This is a genomic window from Acinetobacter sp. AG3 (assembly GCF_022343575.1).
Lineage (GTDB): Bacteria > Pseudomonadota > Gammaproteobacteria > Pseudomonadales > Moraxellaceae > Acinetobacter > Acinetobacter guillouiae.
The window spans coordinates 1,499,393-1,518,448 of the sequence record NZ_JAKQZD010000001.1; the positions used below are offsets into that span (position 1 = coordinate 1,499,393).

At 39.6% G+C, this 19,056-nt stretch carries 14 protein-coding genes and 1 pseudogene; 11 read left to right on the forward strand and 4 right to left on the reverse strand.

Annotated features, from left to right (window positions below; translation table 11 throughout):
* Positions 1-5 precede the first annotated feature (5 nt).
* The 10 genes and pseudogenes from L3V46_RS06935 (at position 6) to L3V46_RS06980 (ending at position 12,582) form a co-directional block, all read left to right on the forward strand.
* Positions 6-2,606 (forward strand): TonB-dependent hemoglobin/transferrin/lactoferrin family receptor, encoded by a 2,601-nt coding sequence (locus tag L3V46_RS06935; RefSeq protein WP_239045281.1) that lies wholly within the window; start codon positions 6-8, stop codon positions 2,604-2,606.
* A gap of 729 nt (positions 2,607-3,335) precedes the next feature.
* Positions 3,336-4,802 carry a hypothetical protein gene (locus L3V46_RS06940; protein ID WP_239045282.1) on the forward strand — a complete coding sequence of 489 codons (1,467 nt, stop codon included), beginning with the start codon at positions 3,336-3,338 and terminating at the stop codon, positions 4,800-4,802.
* Between the two features lie 699 nt (positions 4,803-5,501).
* Complete coding sequence (locus L3V46_RS06945) at positions 5,502-7,061, forward strand: 4-hydroxyphenylacetate 3-hydroxylase N-terminal domain-containing protein (RefSeq protein ID WP_034611845.1); 1,560 nt, start codon at positions 5,502-5,504, stop codon at positions 7,059-7,061.
* A 34-nt stretch (positions 7,062-7,095) separates the two neighbouring features.
* Positions 7,096-7,638, forward strand: coding sequence for a flavin reductase family protein (locus L3V46_RS06950; RefSeq protein WP_004822799.1), 543 nt, complete (start codon positions 7,096-7,098; stop codon positions 7,636-7,638).
* Between the two features lie 19 nt (positions 7,639-7,657).
* On the forward strand, positions 7,658-8,590 hold the full coding sequence (locus L3V46_RS06955; protein ID WP_239045283.1) for a VOC family protein: 933 nt from the start codon (positions 7,658-7,660) through the stop codon (positions 8,588-8,590).
* An 8-nt stretch (positions 8,591-8,598) separates the two neighbouring features.
* A complete protein-coding gene (locus L3V46_RS06960) occupies positions 8,599-9,330 on the forward strand; it encodes a dimethylmenaquinone methyltransferase (RefSeq protein WP_034611853.1) in 732 nt (243 codons plus the stop codon).
* The gene (locus L3V46_RS06965) at positions 9,327-9,773 is read left to right on the forward strand and encodes a cupin domain-containing protein (protein ID WP_034611855.1); all 447 of its coding nucleotides are present in this window, start codon (positions 9,327-9,329) and stop codon (positions 9,771-9,773) included. Before L3V46_RS06960 ends, L3V46_RS06965 begins: the two co-directional genes overlap by 4 nt.
* Positions 9,770-11,365, forward strand: a complete 1,596-nt coding sequence (locus tag L3V46_RS06970; protein ID WP_239045284.1) for an aldehyde dehydrogenase family protein — start codon at positions 9,770-9,772, stop codon at positions 11,363-11,365. Before L3V46_RS06965 ends, L3V46_RS06970 begins: the two co-directional genes overlap by 4 nt.
* 65 nt (positions 11,366-11,430) lie before the next feature.
* Positions 11,431-11,817, forward strand: a complete 387-nt coding sequence (locus L3V46_RS06975) for a RidA family protein (RefSeq protein ID WP_239045285.1) — start codon at positions 11,431-11,433, stop codon at positions 11,815-11,817.
* Between the two features lie 64 nt (positions 11,818-11,881).
* A pseudogene (locus L3V46_RS06980) lies at positions 11,882-12,582 on the forward strand (fumarylacetoacetate hydrolase family protein).
* A 504-nt stretch (positions 12,583-13,086) separates the two neighbouring features.
* On the opposite strand, the gene L3V46_RS06985 reads toward L3V46_RS06980, so the two are convergent.
* Positions 13,087-13,926, reverse strand: coding sequence for a hypothetical protein (locus L3V46_RS06985; protein ID WP_239045286.1), 840 nt, complete (start codon positions 13,924-13,926; stop codon positions 13,087-13,089).
* A 179-nt stretch (positions 13,927-14,105) separates the two neighbouring features.
* Here L3V46_RS06985 and L3V46_RS06990 point away from each other — a divergent pair, with 179 nt between their 5' ends.
* Positions 14,106-15,047 carry a LysR substrate-binding domain-containing protein gene (locus tag L3V46_RS06990; RefSeq protein WP_034618322.1) on the forward strand — a complete coding sequence of 314 codons (942 nt, stop codon included), beginning with the start codon at positions 14,106-14,108 and terminating at the stop codon, positions 15,045-15,047.
* Positions 15,048-15,278: 231 nt separating this feature from the next.
* Here the strand turns inward: L3V46_RS06990 and L3V46_RS06995 are convergent, their stop codons facing one another.
* The 3 genes from L3V46_RS06995 to L3V46_RS07005 form a co-directional block, all read right to left on the reverse strand.
* Positions 15,279-16,388 carry a hypothetical protein gene (locus L3V46_RS06995; RefSeq protein ID WP_239045287.1) on the reverse strand — a complete coding sequence of 370 codons (1,110 nt, stop codon included), beginning with the start codon at positions 16,386-16,388 and terminating at the stop codon, positions 15,279-15,281.
* A 180-nt stretch (positions 16,389-16,568) separates the two neighbouring features.
* Positions 16,569-17,717 carry a hypothetical protein gene (locus tag L3V46_RS07000; RefSeq protein WP_239045288.1) on the reverse strand — a complete coding sequence of 383 codons (1,149 nt, stop codon included), beginning with the start codon at positions 17,715-17,717 and terminating at the stop codon, positions 16,569-16,571.
* Between the two features lie 180 nt (positions 17,718-17,897).
* The gene (locus tag L3V46_RS07005) at positions 17,898-19,049 is read right to left on the reverse strand and encodes a hypothetical protein (protein WP_239045289.1); all 1,152 of its coding nucleotides are present in this window, start codon (positions 19,047-19,049) and stop codon (positions 17,898-17,900) included.
* Positions 19,050-19,056: the final 7 nt, after the last annotated feature.

The following is a 19,056-nucleotide window of genomic DNA, read 5'->3' on the forward strand; positions in this document are numbered from 1 at the left end:
AGAGAATGTCTCAATCTTTATATCAGAATGCAATAAAGCCAGTTGCAATGGCTGTTGCAATCGCACTGTCAATGAGTGCAATCAGTATACAAACGCATGCAAATAACGCTTCACCTGTTGGCTTTTATCAAGTGCAAAGCGGTTCATTGACTCAAGCTTTAAATAGCTTGGCACAGCAAGCCAATGTATCGTTGTTACTCGATCCAGCAAAAACCAATCGTTATCGGGTAAAGACGATGAAGGGTAAATATACCCTAGATCAGGCTTTTGCATTATTGGTGCAGAATACCCCATTCCAGATTCAAAAAACTTCCGCAGGTTATCTACTTATTGAAAAGCCTGTTGCTACACAAACGTCTGTAGTCAATACAGCAAACATTGCAACAGAAAAAACAACAACAGGAAAAACAGCAACATCAACCACAAATGCTGAAAACCAAATTTATCAGATGACTCCGATTGTGGTCGAGGCGGTAAAAAAAGACACCATACAATTTGGTCAGAGTGTACTTAATCAAAAAGCGATTGATCGTTATCAGGCCAATAATGTTGCACAATTGCTCGATCATATGCCCAGTGTCGGTTCAGCAGGATCGCCACGTCCGGGAGGGCAAACGATTAATATTCTCGGCATGGGCGGGGTCGCCGATGTACCCATTACCTTGGACGATTCTGTTAAAACCTTTGATAAATATCGACAAGGTTCAGTCTTTATTGAACCTGAGATTTTAAAGAAAATCACTGTGGATAAAGGGCCCCATAACGTTGAAGTCGGAAATGGTGGTTTTGGTGGTAAGGTCACACTAGAAACTAAAGATGCCACTGATTTACTGGATGAGGGTAAAAATATTGGCGCATTTTTAAAATATTCACGTTTTTCCAACAACAGCCAAAATACCTATACTGGCGCTGTATATGGTAAAGCTGACAATGGGCTGGTCGATGGTTTGTTTTACTATACCAACCGAGACAGTGGAAATGTAAAGCGTCCTGATGGAACTGAGTTTTTATATTCTGGGCAAGAGCAAGAAACCTATTTAGCCAAACTGAATTTTTATCCTGCCGATGGTCACAAAATTTCTTTAAATGCCATGCGCAGTGGACATGAGGGCTGGGAGCCTTTTGCAGCGATGCGTGATCAAGATGCAGTGCCGACTGAAGCTGATATTGCCAAATATGGTTATGACGAGGCTTGGAAACGCCGTTTGGTTGACCGTGATCAGGAAGATACCAGTTACTCTGCAAGTTATGAATTTAATCCAGATGCAAACCCATATCTAAATTTAAAAGCCGTCGCATCCTACTCCAAAACCTATCAGCATGATCTACGCTTGCCAAGTGTGACAGGTTCAGCGGCATTGTTAGGCAATGAAAGCTGGGTAACCTATACCAATACAGCATTAAAAATGAGTAATATCAGTGATATTGAAACAAAACTGGGCACGCATAAATTAAAAATTGGTGCGCAATACCAGAAAATGGAACAAAACTCGCTGATTTATGACAAAAACAATGCCAAAAAGCCAGATTATAATTTTGGTTATTATGAACCGAACTATATGCCTGCTGGCGATCAGCAAATGCTGAGTGCATTTATTGAAGATCAATATCAGATTAACAATTTCGTCATTACCCCATCACTCCGTTATGATCATATTGAAAATAACGGCAAGCCAAATCGTGCATCACGATTTAATGATCCAGCAGCAGGGCATGATTATTCCAGTAAAACCTATACGGGCTGGTCGCCACGTTTGGCAATGTCTTGGAAACAAGCCGACTATATGACATGGTTTGCAAATGTCAGTAAAACATGGCGTGCGCCTCGTGTTGATGAACAATATTATGTGCAATCCGCAGCAACCACTGTTCCATCTACCAGTCGTTATTTAGTTCCTGAAAAGATGTTGGCGATACGTGTCGGCAATGAGATGAATTTTGATGATGTGTTTAGTGATGAAGATCATCTGCAAGTGCGTTTAACCTATCATCATAATCGCGGCGGTGATGAGATATTTCGTAATCGCTCAACATTTTGTCAAGCACAAGCAGAAAATAATGCAAACACAGGAAAAGGTAGCGTAGCAGACTGTAAAGGCAATTATGATCATGGTTTTTATCGTAATGTGACCGATTACACCATCAAAGCCTATGAAGCCGAAGCTTTCTATAATCAACCAACTTGGTTTGCTGGTTTAACCTATTCCTATATTCGCGGGCAACGTGATAATTCCCCGGTAAATCCGTGGTTTGATCAAAAAACATGGATGACCAATATCCCACCGAAAAAAGCCACAGCGACTTTAGGGGTGAATGTGCCTGAGCATCACTTAACCATGGGATGGAGAGGGATCTTTGTTGCTGCACAAGATCGAAGCCTTTCAGATAATGATAAATCGATCGCTGCATCTTCATTTTCATTACCCAAAACTAAAGGCTATTCACTGCATAGCGTTTATGCTGACTGGCAGCCAATTGGTGTAAAAGGCCCGACGCTGAATTTCTCGATCGATAATTTATTTAACCGTGATTACAAAATGTATTTGGGTGAGTATATGACAGGTACAGGTCGAGATTATAAGGTGAGTATTTCGCAGAAATTCTAATGCGTTTATGTTCAAAATTTGACATAGCGAGAAGTAAATTTGATTTAAGGATTAAGTTTTACTTCTCGTTTTTTTATAGAATAGTTTTCTTATAAAAGTATATTTTTTAGATGATTTCTAAATGAGGTGAAGTCTTATAAATCATCGAATTTATAGCATTTGATAAAAGATAATTCATAAGACTGAGGAATTTGCACTGCCACATCTTATATTCAAAATTTAAATAGATTTGTGTAGGCGATGCCTCACAATAGAACCACCATGTATGATTTAACAATACAAAAACGCAGGTTAATTTATATAGTAGTCATGACATGGATTGATATTCACTGCTCATTTTCCCACTTAAGCAATGTTTAACAAATCACGATATATTCGAGTGTTTAAAATAATAATTTTTTATCAGTAGACTTCTTTCATAAGTCCTTTTTAAATCAATAAATCAACATAAAAGCACCCTCATCCTAACCTTCTCCCAAAGGGGAGAAGGGACTTTCAATACCAATATAATTCTCTCAAAATGATCATTTTTTGATTTATGAAAGATCTTTAGTGATTTACCGATCTCGATGCAATATATATCCATTCGGTTATGAATTCTCATCGAAAGATGATTGGACTTTGGCATGTATTCATTCAAAAAATACCTTCAGGCTAAACAGATAAATCACTGTTTATAAATGATCACCAGAGGATTGGTGTATTAGGATCTGTATAAAAGGGACGATGATGAATACAAATAAAAATAGTTCACAGAACGTAAATCAGGCTGGATCCACCATCGCACAAGCTGTAGAGGATCATGCATTGGTTAGTGTGCCCATGGCAGAGCGTCAGAGTGGGTTTAAACTGGCGATGAGTCCAATGGGTGTTGCGACAGCGCTGGTCATTTTTGCCGTTGGTGGATTTACAGTATTACTTTCAGGCTTTTGGATTGGGCTACTGGCAGGATTTATCGCAACTATTGTTGGTTATAGTATGGGTTATTACCTTGGAAAGATGACCTTTCAAACGGGTATGTCGAGTACGGTCACATCACGGTTTTTCGGTTTTGGTGTCAAAGGTTCATCACTGGGGGCAGCTATTTTTGCCTTTATGATTCTGGGCTTTCTGGCATTGGAAAGTGCCTTGTTGTATGAAGGAACGCTGCTGATGTTCAACTTGCAAGATACCATACTGGTCAAAATATCCTTGTATGGAGTGTTGACCCTTGCATGGATTTTGCTGGCGATATTTGGTTTGCAGCTTGCGTTAAGGGTTTCAAAATACATGATCGTGATTACACTGGTGGTCACGTTCTATATGATTTATCACCTTTATGCTGTGCGTGGTATGGACCCGATGCTGGTTTTTAATTCTACGGGTTCAGTTGCTGGTGGGTTCTGGCCAAAACTCAGCACGGCACTGGTTTTGATGGGGGCAACTGCGGGCACAATTGCACTGGTCACAATCGATTTTGCTAGATATTGCCGTAATACTCAGGATGTTAAAGTTCTGGCGATGGCTGGGCCGATTATGCAAAACCTGATCATGATTGTATTGGGTGGGTTGGTGGTGATTGGTGGCATACCCGAAGTGGCTGAATATCTGATGCATCGTCAAGCGGGTCTGTCACCACAACAGGCGTCTGAAGCCGCTGCTGGTTTTGCCATGACCAATACTGGTGCATTTTTTGTGGTGCTTGCAGGCTGGGTTGGATTTGTCACCATTTATGCTGCACAGGCCAAAGCACAAGCGATCAATGCGTATTCGGGTTCACTTGCATTGGTCAATTTGTTGGATGCGCTGACTGGAAAAAAACCGGGGCGCGCCTTTATGGTGGTGCTTGGTAATATTTTTGCTTTGATGATGATCGGGGCAGGGATTCTAGGTCAGTTTGTCGCTTGGCTCTCTTATCTGGGTTGTATGACCATGGGCTTGTGTGGCGTGATGCTTATTGACTATTACTATGTGAGGAAAGGGCAGTTTTCATTGCAGACGGCAAAGGTTGAAAGCTGCAATTGGGCAGGGGTGATTACTTTGATTATTGCTTCGGGTATTGGGATCGCGTTGATCGCAAGCAAAATGTTTGAACTGGGTTTCTTTGTGACATTGGGCTTAACTTTCTTGATGTATCCTATACTCAGAAAATTGATGCCTGAAGGAACCGCAACCCATTTTGTCGAGGCTGATGTTGCACTGGATGCAGCGGATTGACACTCAAATTTTGTGCTTTTGAATCCTAGCTGGTTATCCTACCGTGTGGCGACATGGATGTCGCCGTTGGGCGGGGGTATAGGACGTACCCCTCGCTCAACATGAGCAAAAACAAAGCACTGCTTTGTTTGCAGCGCAAGGTTTGGCACCTCTTTCAAAAGTAAAGCATCGCCTACGCAAAGGTATTTAAACTTTGAAGGTAAGGTGTGGCATTGCAAGCTTTTTTTATAATCAAACAATTTATTTTCCATGCAATTGATCTAATTAAAAATATTGATTAAGAGAAATTATATTCTTGGGTCTGAGTTTTTTGACAGGTTGGACTATACAAGATTTATTATTAACTTAAACCCAGTTAAAGGCTGTATTTTAAAACTGGTGTTTTGCATTGCTTACATTCATTGTATTTCAAGTCGCTCAGCTACTTTCTCAAAGTAAGTGATCTATAGTTGTCGTGGTGTAAGTGGAGATTTTCGAATATTGAGCCAATAATTTTATTCAACTAACGGGTATTCGCACTCAAAAGCCATGTTGTTATCAACGTGGCTTTTTTAATGCTTAAGCAATTTTTATTCATAATAAAAAGGTTATATATGAAGACTAAATACATGATTGGACGCATATAAATAACCTTGTTAACATCATTTTATGCTTAAAGATTAAGCAATTATAAATAAAGTGAATATAAGGATATGGGACATGAATAGTAAATTAGATACTGAAAGTGTTGCAGTGAACAAGGACTATATTCCATTTACAGGACAGGAGTATTTAGACAGTCTCAATGATGGGCGTGAAGTATGGATTTATGGTGAGCGGGTCGAAAATATTACCGAGCATCCCGCATTTCGTAATTCAGCACGAATGATTGCCAGAATGTATGATGCCTTACATGCGCCTGAAACCAAGGATATTTTAACCACACCGACAGAATGGGGTGGTTTTACTCATCGTTTTTTTCGTGTTGCCCATAATGTTGAAGAGCAAGTGGCTGCACGTGATGCGATTGCGGCATGGCAACGTATTTCATGGGGATGGATGGGGAGGTCGCCTGATTATAAAGGCTGTTTTATTGGAACACTGGGGGTAAATGCAGATTTTTATAAGGGTTTTGAAGAAAACGCACGTCGTTGGTATCGAAAAGCACAAGAAAAAACGTGGTTTATTAACCATGCATTGATGAATCCACCTGTTGATCGAGGTCTTGGCGCAGATGCAGGTAAAGATGTTTTTATTCGTGTCGTTAAGGAAGATGAGCAAGGCATTTATGTGTCTGGCGCTAAAGTTGTTGCCACAGGCTCGGCTTTAACTCATTTCACATTTATTGCACATGTCGGGCAAGTGATGTTTCAAGATCCAGCATTCGCCCCAGTATTTATCGTACCGACCAATGCACCTGGGGTGAAATTACTTTGCCGTACCTCAAATGAATATCGTGCAGCAGTGCTTGGCAGTCCATTTGATTATCCACTGTCAAGCCGTCTTGATGAAAATGATGCCATTTTGGTATTGGATAATGTCTTTATCCCATGGGAAGACGTTTTTATTTATAACAATTTACAACAGGCAAATGCTTATAACACTGAAGCTGGTTATTTAGAGCGTGCCTCTTTACATGGCTGTACACGCTTTGCGGTCAAACTTGATTTTTTAGTCGGTACTTTAGCAAAAGCACTCGAAATTACAGGCGCAGACAAATTTCATGGTGTGATGTCTCAGATGGGCGAAGTGATTGCATGGCGCAATACCTTTTGGGCACTGTCAGATGCAATGGCGAAAAGTGCTGAAGCTTGGAATGGCATGATTCGTCCAGATCCGCATCATGCAGGGGCCTATAGAGTCATCAGCCAATTGGCGATGCCAAAAATCAAAAATATCATTGAACAGATCGTGGCAAGCGGCTTGATCTATCTTAATTCCCATGCCGATGATTTTAAAAATCCCCACATTCAAGGTTATCTCGCCACCTATCTTCGCGGATCAAATGGTAAGGATGCGATTGAGCGTGTCAAAGTCATGAAAATGCTCTGGGATGCGATTGGTACTGAATTTGGCGCTCGGCATGAGTTATATGAAATTAACTATCTTGGCAGTAATGATGTGACCCGCCAGACCAATCTGTTTGCGGCACAGTCTAGAGGGATGCTCGATTACTGTAAGGACTTTGCTCAAAAAGCCATGGATGAATATGACATTTATGGCTGGACAGTTCCCGACCTGATCAACCCTGATGATGTGAGTATTTTAAATAAAAATTAATTCAGCAGCATGCGTCAATAGAAGGACCAAGAAAATGACAGTTGCGAACTTACAGCGAACAACACTGGGTGAAATGGTGAAGATCATGCAAGCAAACCAGACCGATGTGGATTTTACACCACTTGAATTTCGCAAGGCGATGGGAAAATTTGCAACAGGTGTGGTGGTGATTTCTTCTTGTCATGATGGACAAACCCATGCCATGACAGCAAATGCTTTTATGTCAGGTTCATTGGAACCCGCCATGGTGCTGGTTTCAGTTGGCAATAGCGCAGCATCACATGAAAAAATCAGTTTGGGTGAGTATTTTGGTATCAGCATTTTGCATGAAGATCAGATACAGGTCAGTAACCATTTTGCTGGAAAGCACGCTGAACATTTTAAGCCCGAATTTGAATATATCGCGGATTTTCCTGTGATCAAAAATGCTGCTGTTCAGGTGGTGACCAAACTGCAGTTTAGCTATCCATGTGGTGATCATACCTTATTTGTTGGACTGGTCACGCATTTGCAGCAACAAGACGGGGTAAAACCACTGGTGTTTCACAGTGGGAAATACGCTCAGATTGCAGGCTAACAGGAAAAGGAATTGAAATATGGTGAAACCCATTGAAATTGCTCAGGTGACGTATGCCGCGCCAGATTTGGCGGTCATGGAAAAGTTTATGACGGATTTTGGTCTGAGCTGTGTCAATAAAACTGATGAGGTGTTGTATATGCGGGGCAGTGGCGAGCAACACCATATACATGTGACCTATCGTGCGGAAAAGCAGCATTTTATTGGTGCTTCAATCGAGGTGTCTTGTCTGCAAGATCTGACTGAATTGGCCAAACTTGAGGGGTCTTCAGTGGTACAGCTTTCATCTGAACTAGGCGGTGGCTATGAAGTGGTCATGCACATGCCAGACGGTTTTGAAATCAAAGCCATCTGGGGACGAGACAAACATGTTGATATCACAGAGCGTAAGGCTTTTGACTTAAACAATGCCACCTGTAAACCACGCTTGAATGAATCTATACGGGTAACGTGCAAACCTTGTCAGGCCATCAAACTTGGGCATTTTGTACTGCATGTCAGTCATCATGATGCATCGGTGCAATGGCTTGAGCAACGTTTTGATTTGCTTCCCTCAGATTACTTTGTCCCACCCGGTGAAGACGGGCCGATTGTGGGAACGTTCCTGCGCTTTAACCAAGGTGCAGAAAAAGTAGATCATCACTCGATTTTGATTTTGCAGTCGGACTGGGTGGGTGTGCACCACTGTTCGTTTGAAGTGATTGATTTGGATGCGGTGATGACCGCACATGATTATCTTGTCGCGCAGGGTTATCAACTGGATTGTGGGGTTGGGCGGCATATGCTCGGTAGCCAGATTTTTGACTACTGGAAAGATCCTTTTGGTTTTAGGGTCGAGCACTATACCGATGGTGACATGCTTGATCAGCATGCACAGCCGATGAAATTCAACGGTACTGCAACCGAAACCACTCAATGGGGCATGGCACCAGAACTGGAGTTTTTCCAGTAGGAGATCTTATGACATACGTATTAAAGGCTCCGACCCGTGAAAAACTGATGCGGGTGGGTACGGCGAATATTGCCAACGTTTTACTTAAGCATGGTTTTAGTAACGTGATTATGCAGGGTATTTATCCGATTAGTACGACTCAGCAACAATTGGTGGGACCTGCTTATACCTTGCGCTTTATCCCTGCACGTGAAGATTTGAGCAGGATGAGCAATTACAGTCGTGATGACAATCTGCATCGCCGTGCCATTGAGGAATGTCCTGAAGGGGCTGTACTGGTCATGGATGCTTTTGGCTGTACTCGTGGCTCCAGTATGGGAGACATGATGGCAGCCCGACTTAAATATCGAGGTGTTGCTGGGGTGGTCACTGATGGTGGCTATCGTGATTCTCCCGCAATTTATGCGGTGGGTTTGCCTTGCTTCCAGAAACACAATGCACCACCAGCAACGCCGATTGCATTGCATCCGATCTCTTTGAATGAACCGATTGGATGTGGTGGTGTTGCGATCTATCCCGGTGATGTTGTGGTGGGGGACGGGGATGGTGTGGTGGTCATTCCACAGGCATTGGTGGATCAGGTTGCGGATGCAGCACTGGATGCTTGCGAATATGAAGCTTTTGCTGCGATGCATATTCGACAGGGAAGATCTATTTTTGGGCTTTTTCCCGCCACAGCAGAAAGTCGTCTGGAATACAGCAGATGGAAAGCTGAGCAAAAACAGGAGCAACAAGAATGAATATCAATACAGGAACATTTAAAAGTTTGGAAGTGCTACTCAATACCACTGAACTCAATGATGATGAATGGATTAATTTTCCTGAGTACGGGTTTCGTCAGTATTTCCTTTGGAAGAATGTAGACACTGGTGGCACGATTGCACTGCTTGAATTTCAAAAAGGTGGCTGTATCCCGATCAAGCATATCCATGCGTCCAATCAGTTTATGTTCTGCCTTGAAGGTGAATACGAATATATCGATGTGGGTTTTATACTGAAATCTGGCTGCTTTTATATGAACCCGAAAGACCATCCGCATGGCCCTACACTGGCACATCAGTTTAGTCGACTGATCGAGATTTATGATGGTCCACATTATTACGAAAAACCTGCATATCACACAGATGAAAGTATTGGTGATTTTGTAAAGAAAGAAAATCAAGAGAATAGGTTAAAACAATGATGAATATTGCACAAAAAAAATATCCAGAAGATGCACTGTTTGATACACAACAGGTGTTAAAAACTTTTGGTTTGGATCAACTGCATGCAGGTTCCTTTGGTGTAAAACAAGGTTGGTCTACGCTTGAAGGGCGTGAACTTATTTATGCAGTTTGTCCGGCTGATAATGAAATAGTCGGGCAGATTGCAGCATCTAGAGCAGAAGATTATGAGGAAATTATACAGGCTGCAGTGGCGTATCAGAAAACATGGCGCATGGTTCCAGCGCCGCGCCGTGGTGAATTGGTGCAGCGTATTGGTCAGTTGGTACAGGAAAACATGCAGGCCTTGGCGGGTATCGTTGCGCTAGATACAGGTAAATCCGTGATGGAAGCCAAAGGTGAGCTCAAAGAAGTGGTCGAGATGGCAACCCTTGCGACAGGGCAATCTCGCATGATGTACGGTTTCACTTTACAGTCGCAACGGGTGAAACACCGAATGTATGATCAATGGTTACCACTGGGTGTGGTGGGGGTAATCAGTGCTTATAATTTCCCCGCAGCAGTTTGGGCGCAGAATGCTTTCCTCTCAGCCATTGGTGGCAATACGGTGATATGGAAACCCAGTCCTAAAGTCCCACTGACCGCAATTGCCTTACAGAAACTGGCCAATCAAGCCATGCTGGAAATGAATTTGGAAGGGGTTTTTTCTTTGTTTATTCCTGCGGATAGCGCTGTGGCTGAACTGATGATCCGTGATCTGCGTATCAATATGGTGTCATTTACAGGTTCTACGGGTGTGGGTAAAAAAGTCGCAAGTATCGTAAGCGAGACATTGGGGCGTAAATATATGCTCGAATGTTCAGGCAATAATGGTTGTATTGTCGATGAAACTGCTGATTTACAACTTGCAGCGCGTGCCATTACTTTTGGGGCGATGGGAACCACAGGCCAGCGTTGTACCAGTATTCGTCGTCTGATTGTGCATCGCAGTGTCATGCATGAACTGATTGAATTGCTTAAACAGGCGTTTGATCAGATCTGTATTGGTGACCCACGTGAACAAGAGACCATCATCGGTCCACTGATTGATACAGCTGCGGTAGCGCAATATCAGGCAACGATTCAGCGCGCTCAGGAACTTGGCGCTAAAGTGGTTTATGGCGGTCAGCGCATTGAGCGTCCGGGGCTTTATGTCGAGGCATGTTTGATTACGGATGTTGAACCTGAATGGGATTGCGTACAGCACGAAACTTTTGCACCGATTGTATTTGTGATGCCATATGACGACCTTGAACAAGCCATTGCTATTCATAACAACGTTGCACAGGGGCTTGCTTCAGGTATCCATAGCTCCAATCTAAGCAATATTGAACTGTTCTTGTCTGCGGCAGGAAGTGATTGCGGTATTGTTCGGGTCAATATGGGAACAACCGGGGCAGATGTTGGCGCGGCATTCGGTGGTGAAAAGGAAACGGGAGGTGGACGTACCGCAGGATCAGACTCATGGAAAGGCTATGTGCGTCGCCAGAGCGTATGCATTAACTGGAGTCGTGAAAGTGCTTGGGATTCACACATTCATCTTTCATCAGGAAAAGTGGGCGAGGAATATTGAGTTAAAAATATCGAGTAAGAAGTATTGAGTTAGAAATATTGTGTCAGGAATGTAAGGAAAACAACATGTTAAAAGAAAGGATTATGTCTCCAACAGTTAAAGAGCCAGCACCGGGCTTGTGGTCAAACTGCCTGAAAGTGGGCAATCAGGTATTTATCTCTGGAATGACTGCACGGCAGCCAGATGGTGAAACCGTGCTGGGTGATGAATATGAACAGTCGCAAGTGATTTTTCAGAAAATTAAGGATTTAATTGAAGCGGCTGGAGGCACGATGAACAATATTGTCAAAATGACCATCTTTGTCACCAATATTGCCAATAACACCGCGGTCTGGAAAGCGCGTAAGGAATTCTTTGAAGGCGATTTTCCGGCTTGTACGCTTGTAGAAGTGCAGGCTTTAGCCAAAGTTGAAATCCTACTGGAAATTGAAGCAACTGCAATTCTGGGTTAATCCCTTGATTCGGGCAGTATAACTGCCCGATGGTTTTATCTATTAAAAAATGAGGAATATCAGAATGTCAGTAGAAACACTTTTCCCAGTTAAAGCACCTGTCCTTATACCGATCGTCAATCAATCCAAAAAATTTCCAGTCAACCGTATCTTTTGTATGGGGCGCAACTATATCGCGCATGCTGCGGAAATGGGGGTGAGTGTAGATAAATCGACGCAATCGCCTTTTTATTTTTTAAAAGATGCGGCAACTTATGTTCCATCAGGCAGTGAGATTCCCTATCCACTGAAAACCCAAAATTATCACCATGAAATTGAACTGGTAATTGCGATTGGTAAATCTGGGGTAAATATTCGCGCAGATCAAGCTTTTGATCATATATACGGTTATGCCTGTGGTCTGGATATGACACGTCGTGATGTACAGCTTATTGCACGTGATCAAGGAAAACCGTGGGATCTGGGTAAAAATTTTGATCAGTCCGCAGTATTATCCGATATTGTTCCAGCGTCGGAGGTAACAGTGGATGTAAATGCGTAAATATTGAATTAAAGGTAAATGGTAAAACGACTCAGCATTCAAACACCCAGCATTTGATCTGGAATATTGCTGAGATGATTGAAGATCTTTCCACTTATTATACGTTGCAAGCAGGAGATTTAATTTTTACGGGTACGCCAGAGGGTGTCGGGCCTGTAGTGGTGGGAGATCTACTAGAAGGTTCTGTTGAGGGAGTCGCAGAGATTAAATTGCAAATTCGCTAAGATAAAAGAATCGTTAAGATAAAAATATAGTCAAATCACTTAATTATTTATACAAGTGATTTCTATCAAGTCATTAATCATAAATGAAGCTTATGTTTTTACATGAACTTTTAGAAACAGTTGGTCATCAATTCATTTTTAGTACTTTTGAATCCTAGATGGTGATCCTACTGTGTGGCGACATGGATGTCGCTGTTGGGCGGGGGTACAGGACGGACCCCTCGCCAAACATGAGCAAAAACAAAGCACTGCTTTGTTTGCAGCGCAAGGTTTGGCATCCCCTACGAAAAGTGAGGCATCGCCTACGCAAAGGTATTTAAACTTTGAATGTAAAGTGTGGCAATGCAAGCTTTTTATAATCAAATAATTTATTTCTTGCATATAATTGATTTAATTTAAAATATTAATTAATAGAAATTATATGTTTGTCTCTGAGTTTTTTGACAGGTTAACTATAGATTAAAACAATCAAGCCATCACCAATGGAATGACTTGATTATCGACTTAGAAAACGTAACGTGCTGCAATAAATGGAGCACTATGTAATGCATTTCTATAGGGATCTTTTCGGTTATCAATCTGATACTTGTTACGGAAATATTCATAACCGAAACCAAGTTTAAGGCCGTCTTTAGCGCCAACATCGTACATATAATTCATCTGAAAAAGGGTGGCCGGTTTGGCATCCTCGTTAAAATAGCCTGGACCCGTACTGCCAATAAAGTCGACAAAACCATCAACAAAGCCTTTGTCATGTAAGGGAAAACCAAAGTTGGCCCACAGTGCATAGGTTGGATCGAAATTGAACCGACCATTGGCCAAATTATTATTTACACTTTCATAGTACCAGTCTGCGCCGACTTCAAAATAACCTTTGGGAACATTGAAATCCATGCTTAAACCCGCACGAGCTTTAGTTGGGTTAGGTTCCATTGCTGAGTTTTTCAACCCCTTATCTACCCTTAAAGTCAGGTTGATATCACGGATCAGTTTGTTTTCAATTTTATTGTCAAAAATTGAATTATAGGAAAAGTAACGACGATAGAACGCATAGTATTCAGTCGCGCCACCATCACCATTTGCTTTAGGGTCTTTGTCATTGGATAGAAAAATGTTAGCAACCAATACATTACGTCCATACGGATCACCACTTAAATGGGTGAAATTTAGAATGGTTTTGGATACCTGATCGGGGTTGGCAGGCTCTCGGTATTGGTTACTCCATGAAACACTTGCCTGATTGCTTTGCCAGAACTCTGCATGGGTGGTTAAACTGAAACAGCTTAGGGTCACGCCATATAAAATATGTTTGGCGATATTATGCTTTAAAGATTTAAAATACATAGATGCGTCCTTGATCTTTATATTCGAATTTTAATTTTGACTGAATCTATTTATGCGTCTATTTATATTTAAAGATTGATTTATAATAAAAGGGTTATGGATTTAATTGGATTGTGAATGGTAATTATATATAGTGGAATTTATCTAAAATAAATGGATTTTATATTGGGGGTGATATTATGGCGAAGATTGATCATTATTTACGTTCAAACCTGAAATTAAGACATTTACAATTATTGGTGACGCTGGATGAGATGCGACATATTGGAAAGGTCGCAAATTATTTAAATGTTACTCAGCCTGCAATTTCAAAAACGTTGGCAGACTTTGAAGAAGGGTTAAATATCAAACTCTTTGATCGCACCACAAGAGGAATGTTACCCACAGAAGCAGGTGTATGTTTAGTAAAATATGCTAAAAAAATTCTAAATGAAATTGCCTCTGCACGGGATGATTTGGTGGCAATCAGTGAAGGGCGGGCTACCCGTATTGCCATAGGGTTGTTGCCCGCAGTTTCACTGTCCATTCTTCCAAATTTTATCGCAAGAGTGGAAAATGAAATGGTTTCCACAAGTATTAACGCACGAGAGGGCAGCTCAGACGTCTTAATTTCATTGCTTCGTACAGGTGAGTTAGATGTGATGATCGGAAATCTGGCCGCAAAGCCACTGGGCATAGAATTTAGAACCAAGCATTTGTATAAAGATCCGATTGTGGTAGTGGTGAAAAAAGGGCATCCACTGGTGACCAAGCAGGATCTCACTTGGACGGATCTATCAGAATTCCCAATGGTACTTCCACCTGAATTTGCCACCACTCGAATTGTGATCGAAGAATTCTTACTGTGTCATCAAGTCAATTTATCCAAACGTTATGTGGAGTCTTTATCCACACTGACCAATATCGGGGTGCTACTGGCAACAGAATCGATTGGTTTTTTATCTTTTCAGCTTGCCGATTATTTTAAAAAAGCCAATCTTGTAGATATTTTACCTTTGACGATGAAAAATATTTATATTGATATAGGCTTAGTTTGGTATACGGAAAGAACATTAACCCCATCGCAATTGAATATTATTTCAATGCTTGAAGATACGGTTTGTATCAGTAACTTAAAATAATAAAAATACTCTATTTAATGATTTAATTTAAATTATAAATCATATTATTTTTTAGTGTTTAATCGTATTTTTTTTGTTGGAATATCCAGTAAACTATTCAAGTTTTTAGATAAATCATCAGTTACATCGAATTAGACTGTAAAATCAAGTAGAGTGACTGAAATTGTGAGTTTTGTGTTAATTGCTCTAATCATCTATTTCTAGTTAATTTTTTTTTAGATTCGGATTCAGTTACTCCCTCACAATTTCGCCTTTTCGATTCATGGTGACATTGCCCGCATATTTATTTGGATTGATGGTATTTCCATAAGCATTGAAATTTTCAGGTTTAATTTCTTTACCATTTTCATCGACAATCGAACTCCATTGATCCATGAGAATAGGGACTTTAAAACCGTTAAAAGTATTGTTGCTAATACGAACACGAGGGGAGTGATCTAACACGATGGCATAGGCTTGGTCATTTTTATGGGTGAGGGTAAAGGTGTTTCCGTCGATGACAGTATCAGGGGAGAATTTGATATATAAAGCATTTGGAATAGCGGTAGTGTCATCATTTCTATCTGGAAATATTTGTGGTGATTTATCTACCAATCTAGATGAATTCGTCTTAATTAAAGAAAATATGCTTTTATTACTCCCAGCTTTATCTTTTGAAAGTATAGTATTTACACCTAATTTAGTTTTAGAAATTATTTGATTCTGAAGTATAGTTGCTTTTGAACCATCAATATTTATATTCTGAGTAAGACTAAATTTTGAGTTTAATATACTTCCTCCCCATGAGAATAAATAAAAGCTATTACCTGAATGTTTTATATTTTCAATAATCATATTTTGTATGGACTGATCATTGTTTTCTTTAGCATATAGAAAATTATAATTTTCAATATATTGGAGGTTTTGTATGTTTGTAGAAAAATTAGGAGAGGAGTAACCACCACCAAGAATAGTATTTACTTTTAAAAATACGCCATTTTGTATCATAGTATCATGACCTTTAAGTACTAAATATGGATCTCTTTGTTTAGAGAAATCCCAAACATGTCCTTGCATATCGAGCTCTTGATTTTGAAAATCTAAAATTAAACCTGGACGCCCTCCTGAGTAGCTACTGGTATGTCCAGCTCCCACTAAAACTTGTAAAAATTTAGGTGTATAGTCTTTTGAAACACTTTTTGCGATAGAGTCCCGTGTAGCACAGATTTTTTTAATATTTTTTCCATTCAGTTGACTGATACCACATTCAGGAAACTCATATTGCATACCATTCGCAATCTCATCACTACCACAAGCGGTCAATGAAATAAATGAAGTTATAAGAAGTAATTTTTTTTTCATTTTGTGGTTCCTTGAGCAGGGTTACCTTGAATAACAAATACTTTATTTTAATTCTGTATTTGAGTGATTAGATTTGTGGAGTATTTTTATTTTGTAACTCCGCTGATTTTCAGCATTTAATACATGCTTTGGCGTACCAATAAGATTGAACTGCATTACAAACTCACCAACACTATAAAACTACTCCTTCACAATTTCGCCTTTTCGATTCATGGTGACATTGCCAGCATATTTATTTGGATTGATGGTATTTCCATAAGCATTGAAATTTTCAGGTTTAATCTCTTTACCATTTTCATCTACAATCGAACTCCACTGATCCATCAGAATAGGGACTTTAAAACCATTAAAGGTATTGTTGCTAATACGAACACGAGGGGAGTGATCTAAAATGATGGCATAGGCTTGGTCATTTTTATGGGTGAGGGTAAAGGTATTTCCGTTGATGACAGTATCAGGGGAGAATTTGATGTATAAAGCATTTGGAATGGCGGTAGTATCATCATTTTCATCGGGAAATATTTGTGGTGATTTATCTACCAATCTAGATGAATTCGACTTAATTAAAGAAAATATACTTTTATTACTTCCAGCTTTATCTTTTGAAAGTCTAGTATTTACACCTAGTTTAGTTTTAGAAATTATTTGATTTTGAAGTATAGTTGCTTTTGAACCATAAATATTAATTCTATTTTTTAATATCAATTCTGAATTTAATATTCCCCCTCCCCATGATCGTAGACTTAAATCATCTGCTGTGTTTTTAATATTCTTAAGAAATATATTTTCCAATAAAATAGGATCCTCACAAGAATATCGTCCTAACCTCCTACAATTATAGGTATTATTTGCATACAAAAAACCTTCTTTCTCAATATTTAAGTTATTTATTTGATTACTTGTCGCAAAATTTGGAGGAGAGTATGAATCACCCAAGACTATATCAGCATTTAAAATAATACCATTTCTAATGATACTGTCATGACCAACTAATACTAATCCTGGATTACCCTGTTTAGAAAAATTCCAAATATATCCTTGCATATCAAGTTCCTGATTCTCAAAGTCTAAAATTAAACCTGGACGACCTCCTGAGTAGTTACTGGTATGCCCAGCCCCCACTAAAATTTGTAAAAATTTAGGTGTATAGTCTTTTGAAACACTTTTTGCGATAGAGTCCCGTGTAGCACAGACTTTTTTAATATTTTTCCCATTCAGTTGACTGATACCACATTCAGGAAACTCATATTGCATACCATTCGCAATCTCATCACTACCACAAGCGGTCAATGAAATAAATGAAGTTATAAGAAGTATTATTTTTTTCATTTTCTGGTTCCTTGAGCAGGTTTACCTTGAATAACAAAGATTTTATTTTGATTCTGTATTTGAGTGATTAGATTTGTGGAGTATTTTTAGTTTAGAACTCCGCTGATTTTCAACATTTAATACATGCTTTGGTGTACCAATAAGATTGAACTCCATTATCAACCCGTCAACACCATATAATTACTCCTTCACAATTTCGCCTTTTCGATTCATGGTGACATTGCCCGCATATTTATTTGGATTGATGGTATTTCCATAAGCATTGAAATTTTCAGGTTTAATTTCTTTACCATTTTCATCGACAATCGAACTCCATTGATCCATGAGAATAGGGACTTTAAAACCGTTAAAAGTATTGTTGCTAATACGAACACGAGGGGAGTGATCTAACACGATGGCATAGGCCTGGTCATTTTTATGGGTGAGGGTAAAAGTATTTCCGTCGATGACAGTATCAGGGGAGAACTTGATATATAAAGCATTTGGAATCGCGGTAGTGTCATTATTTTCATCTGGAAATATTTGTGGTGATTTATCTACCAATCTAGATGAACTTGTCTTAGTTAAAGAAAATATGCTTTTATTACTTCCAGCTTTATCTTTTGAAAGTATAGAATTTTCACCTAGTTCAGTTTGAGAAATTATTTGATTCTGAAGTATAGTTGCTTTAGAACCATAAATATTAATTCTATTTTTTAATATCAATTCTGAATTTAATATCCCACCTCCCCATGATTGTAGACTTAAATCATTTGCTTTGTTTTTAATATTCTTAAGAAATATATTTTCTAATAAATTACTATCTTTACAAGAATAAAGCCCTGACCTTTTACAATCGTAAGTATTATTTGCATACAAAAAGCCACTTTTCTTGAAATTTAAGTTATTTATTTGTTCGTTTATAGCAAAATTTGGTGAAAAATAACTATTTGAGCCTAAAAGTATGCTCGCATTAAGAACAATACCATTTCTAATGATACTGTCATGACCTCTTAATATTAGTCCTGGATTGCTTTGTTTAGAAAAATCCCAAACATGTCCTTGCATATCGAGCTCTTGATTTTTAAATTCAAGAATAGCTCCTGCAGAATCTCTTGGGCCATAATAACCACTACTCCCTTCAGCCGCTAAAAATCCTAACCAATCCCTTTTTCTTTTTCTCGGTTCCAAAGCAATAAAGTCACGTGTTGCGCAAACTTTGGTTACTGATTTCCCATTTAATATACTTTGACCACAGGTTGGAAAATTATATTCTATTTCAGGTTGTTCTTTTTGCGCAAAAGAACAACCTGATAATATAAGTATACTCAACAACGTAATAGGTTTTTTCATTATCATC

Coding starts and splice junctions, on each gene's coding strand:
- L3V46_RS06935 (WP_239045281.1), top strand. CDS start 6: ATGTCTCAATCTTTATATCAGAATGCAATAAAGCCAGTTGCAATGGCT.
- L3V46_RS06940 (WP_239045282.1), top strand. CDS start 3,336: ATGAATACAAATAAAAATAGTTCACAGAACGTAAATCAGGCTGGATCC.
- L3V46_RS06945 (WP_034611845.1), top strand. CDS start 5,502: ATGAATAGTAAATTAGATACTGAAAGTGTTGCAGTGAACAAGGACTAT.
- L3V46_RS06950 (WP_004822799.1), top strand. CDS start 7,096: ATGACAGTTGCGAACTTACAGCGAACAACACTGGGTGAAATGGTGAAG.
- L3V46_RS06955 (WP_239045283.1), top strand. CDS start 7,658: ATGGTGAAACCCATTGAAATTGCTCAGGTGACGTATGCCGCGCCAGAT.
- L3V46_RS06960 (WP_034611853.1), top strand. CDS start 8,599: ATGACATACGTATTAAAGGCTCCGACCCGTGAAAAACTGATGCGGGTG.
- L3V46_RS06965 (WP_034611855.1), top strand. CDS start 9,327: ATGAATATCAATACAGGAACATTTAAAAGTTTGGAAGTGCTACTCAAT.
- L3V46_RS06970 (WP_239045284.1), top strand. CDS start 9,770: ATGATGAATATTGCACAAAAAAAATATCCAGAAGATGCACTGTTTGAT.
- L3V46_RS06975 (WP_239045285.1), top strand. CDS start 11,431: ATGTTAAAAGAAAGGATTATGTCTCCAACAGTTAAAGAGCCAGCACCG.
- L3V46_RS06985 (WP_239045286.1), bottom strand. CDS start 13,926: ATGTATTTTAAATCTTTAAAGCATAATATCGCCAAACATATTTTATAT.
- L3V46_RS06990 (WP_034618322.1), top strand. CDS start 14,106: ATGGCGAAGATTGATCATTATTTACGTTCAAACCTGAAATTAAGACAT.
- L3V46_RS06995 (WP_239045287.1), bottom strand. CDS start 16,388: ATGAAAAAAAAATTACTTCTTATAACTTCATTTATTTCATTGACCGCT.
- L3V46_RS07000 (WP_239045288.1), bottom strand. CDS start 17,717: ATGAAAAAAATAATACTTCTTATAACTTCATTTATTTCATTGACCGCT.
- L3V46_RS07005 (WP_239045289.1), bottom strand. CDS start 19,049: ATGAAAAAACCTATTACGTTGTTGAGTATACTTATATTATCAGGTTGT.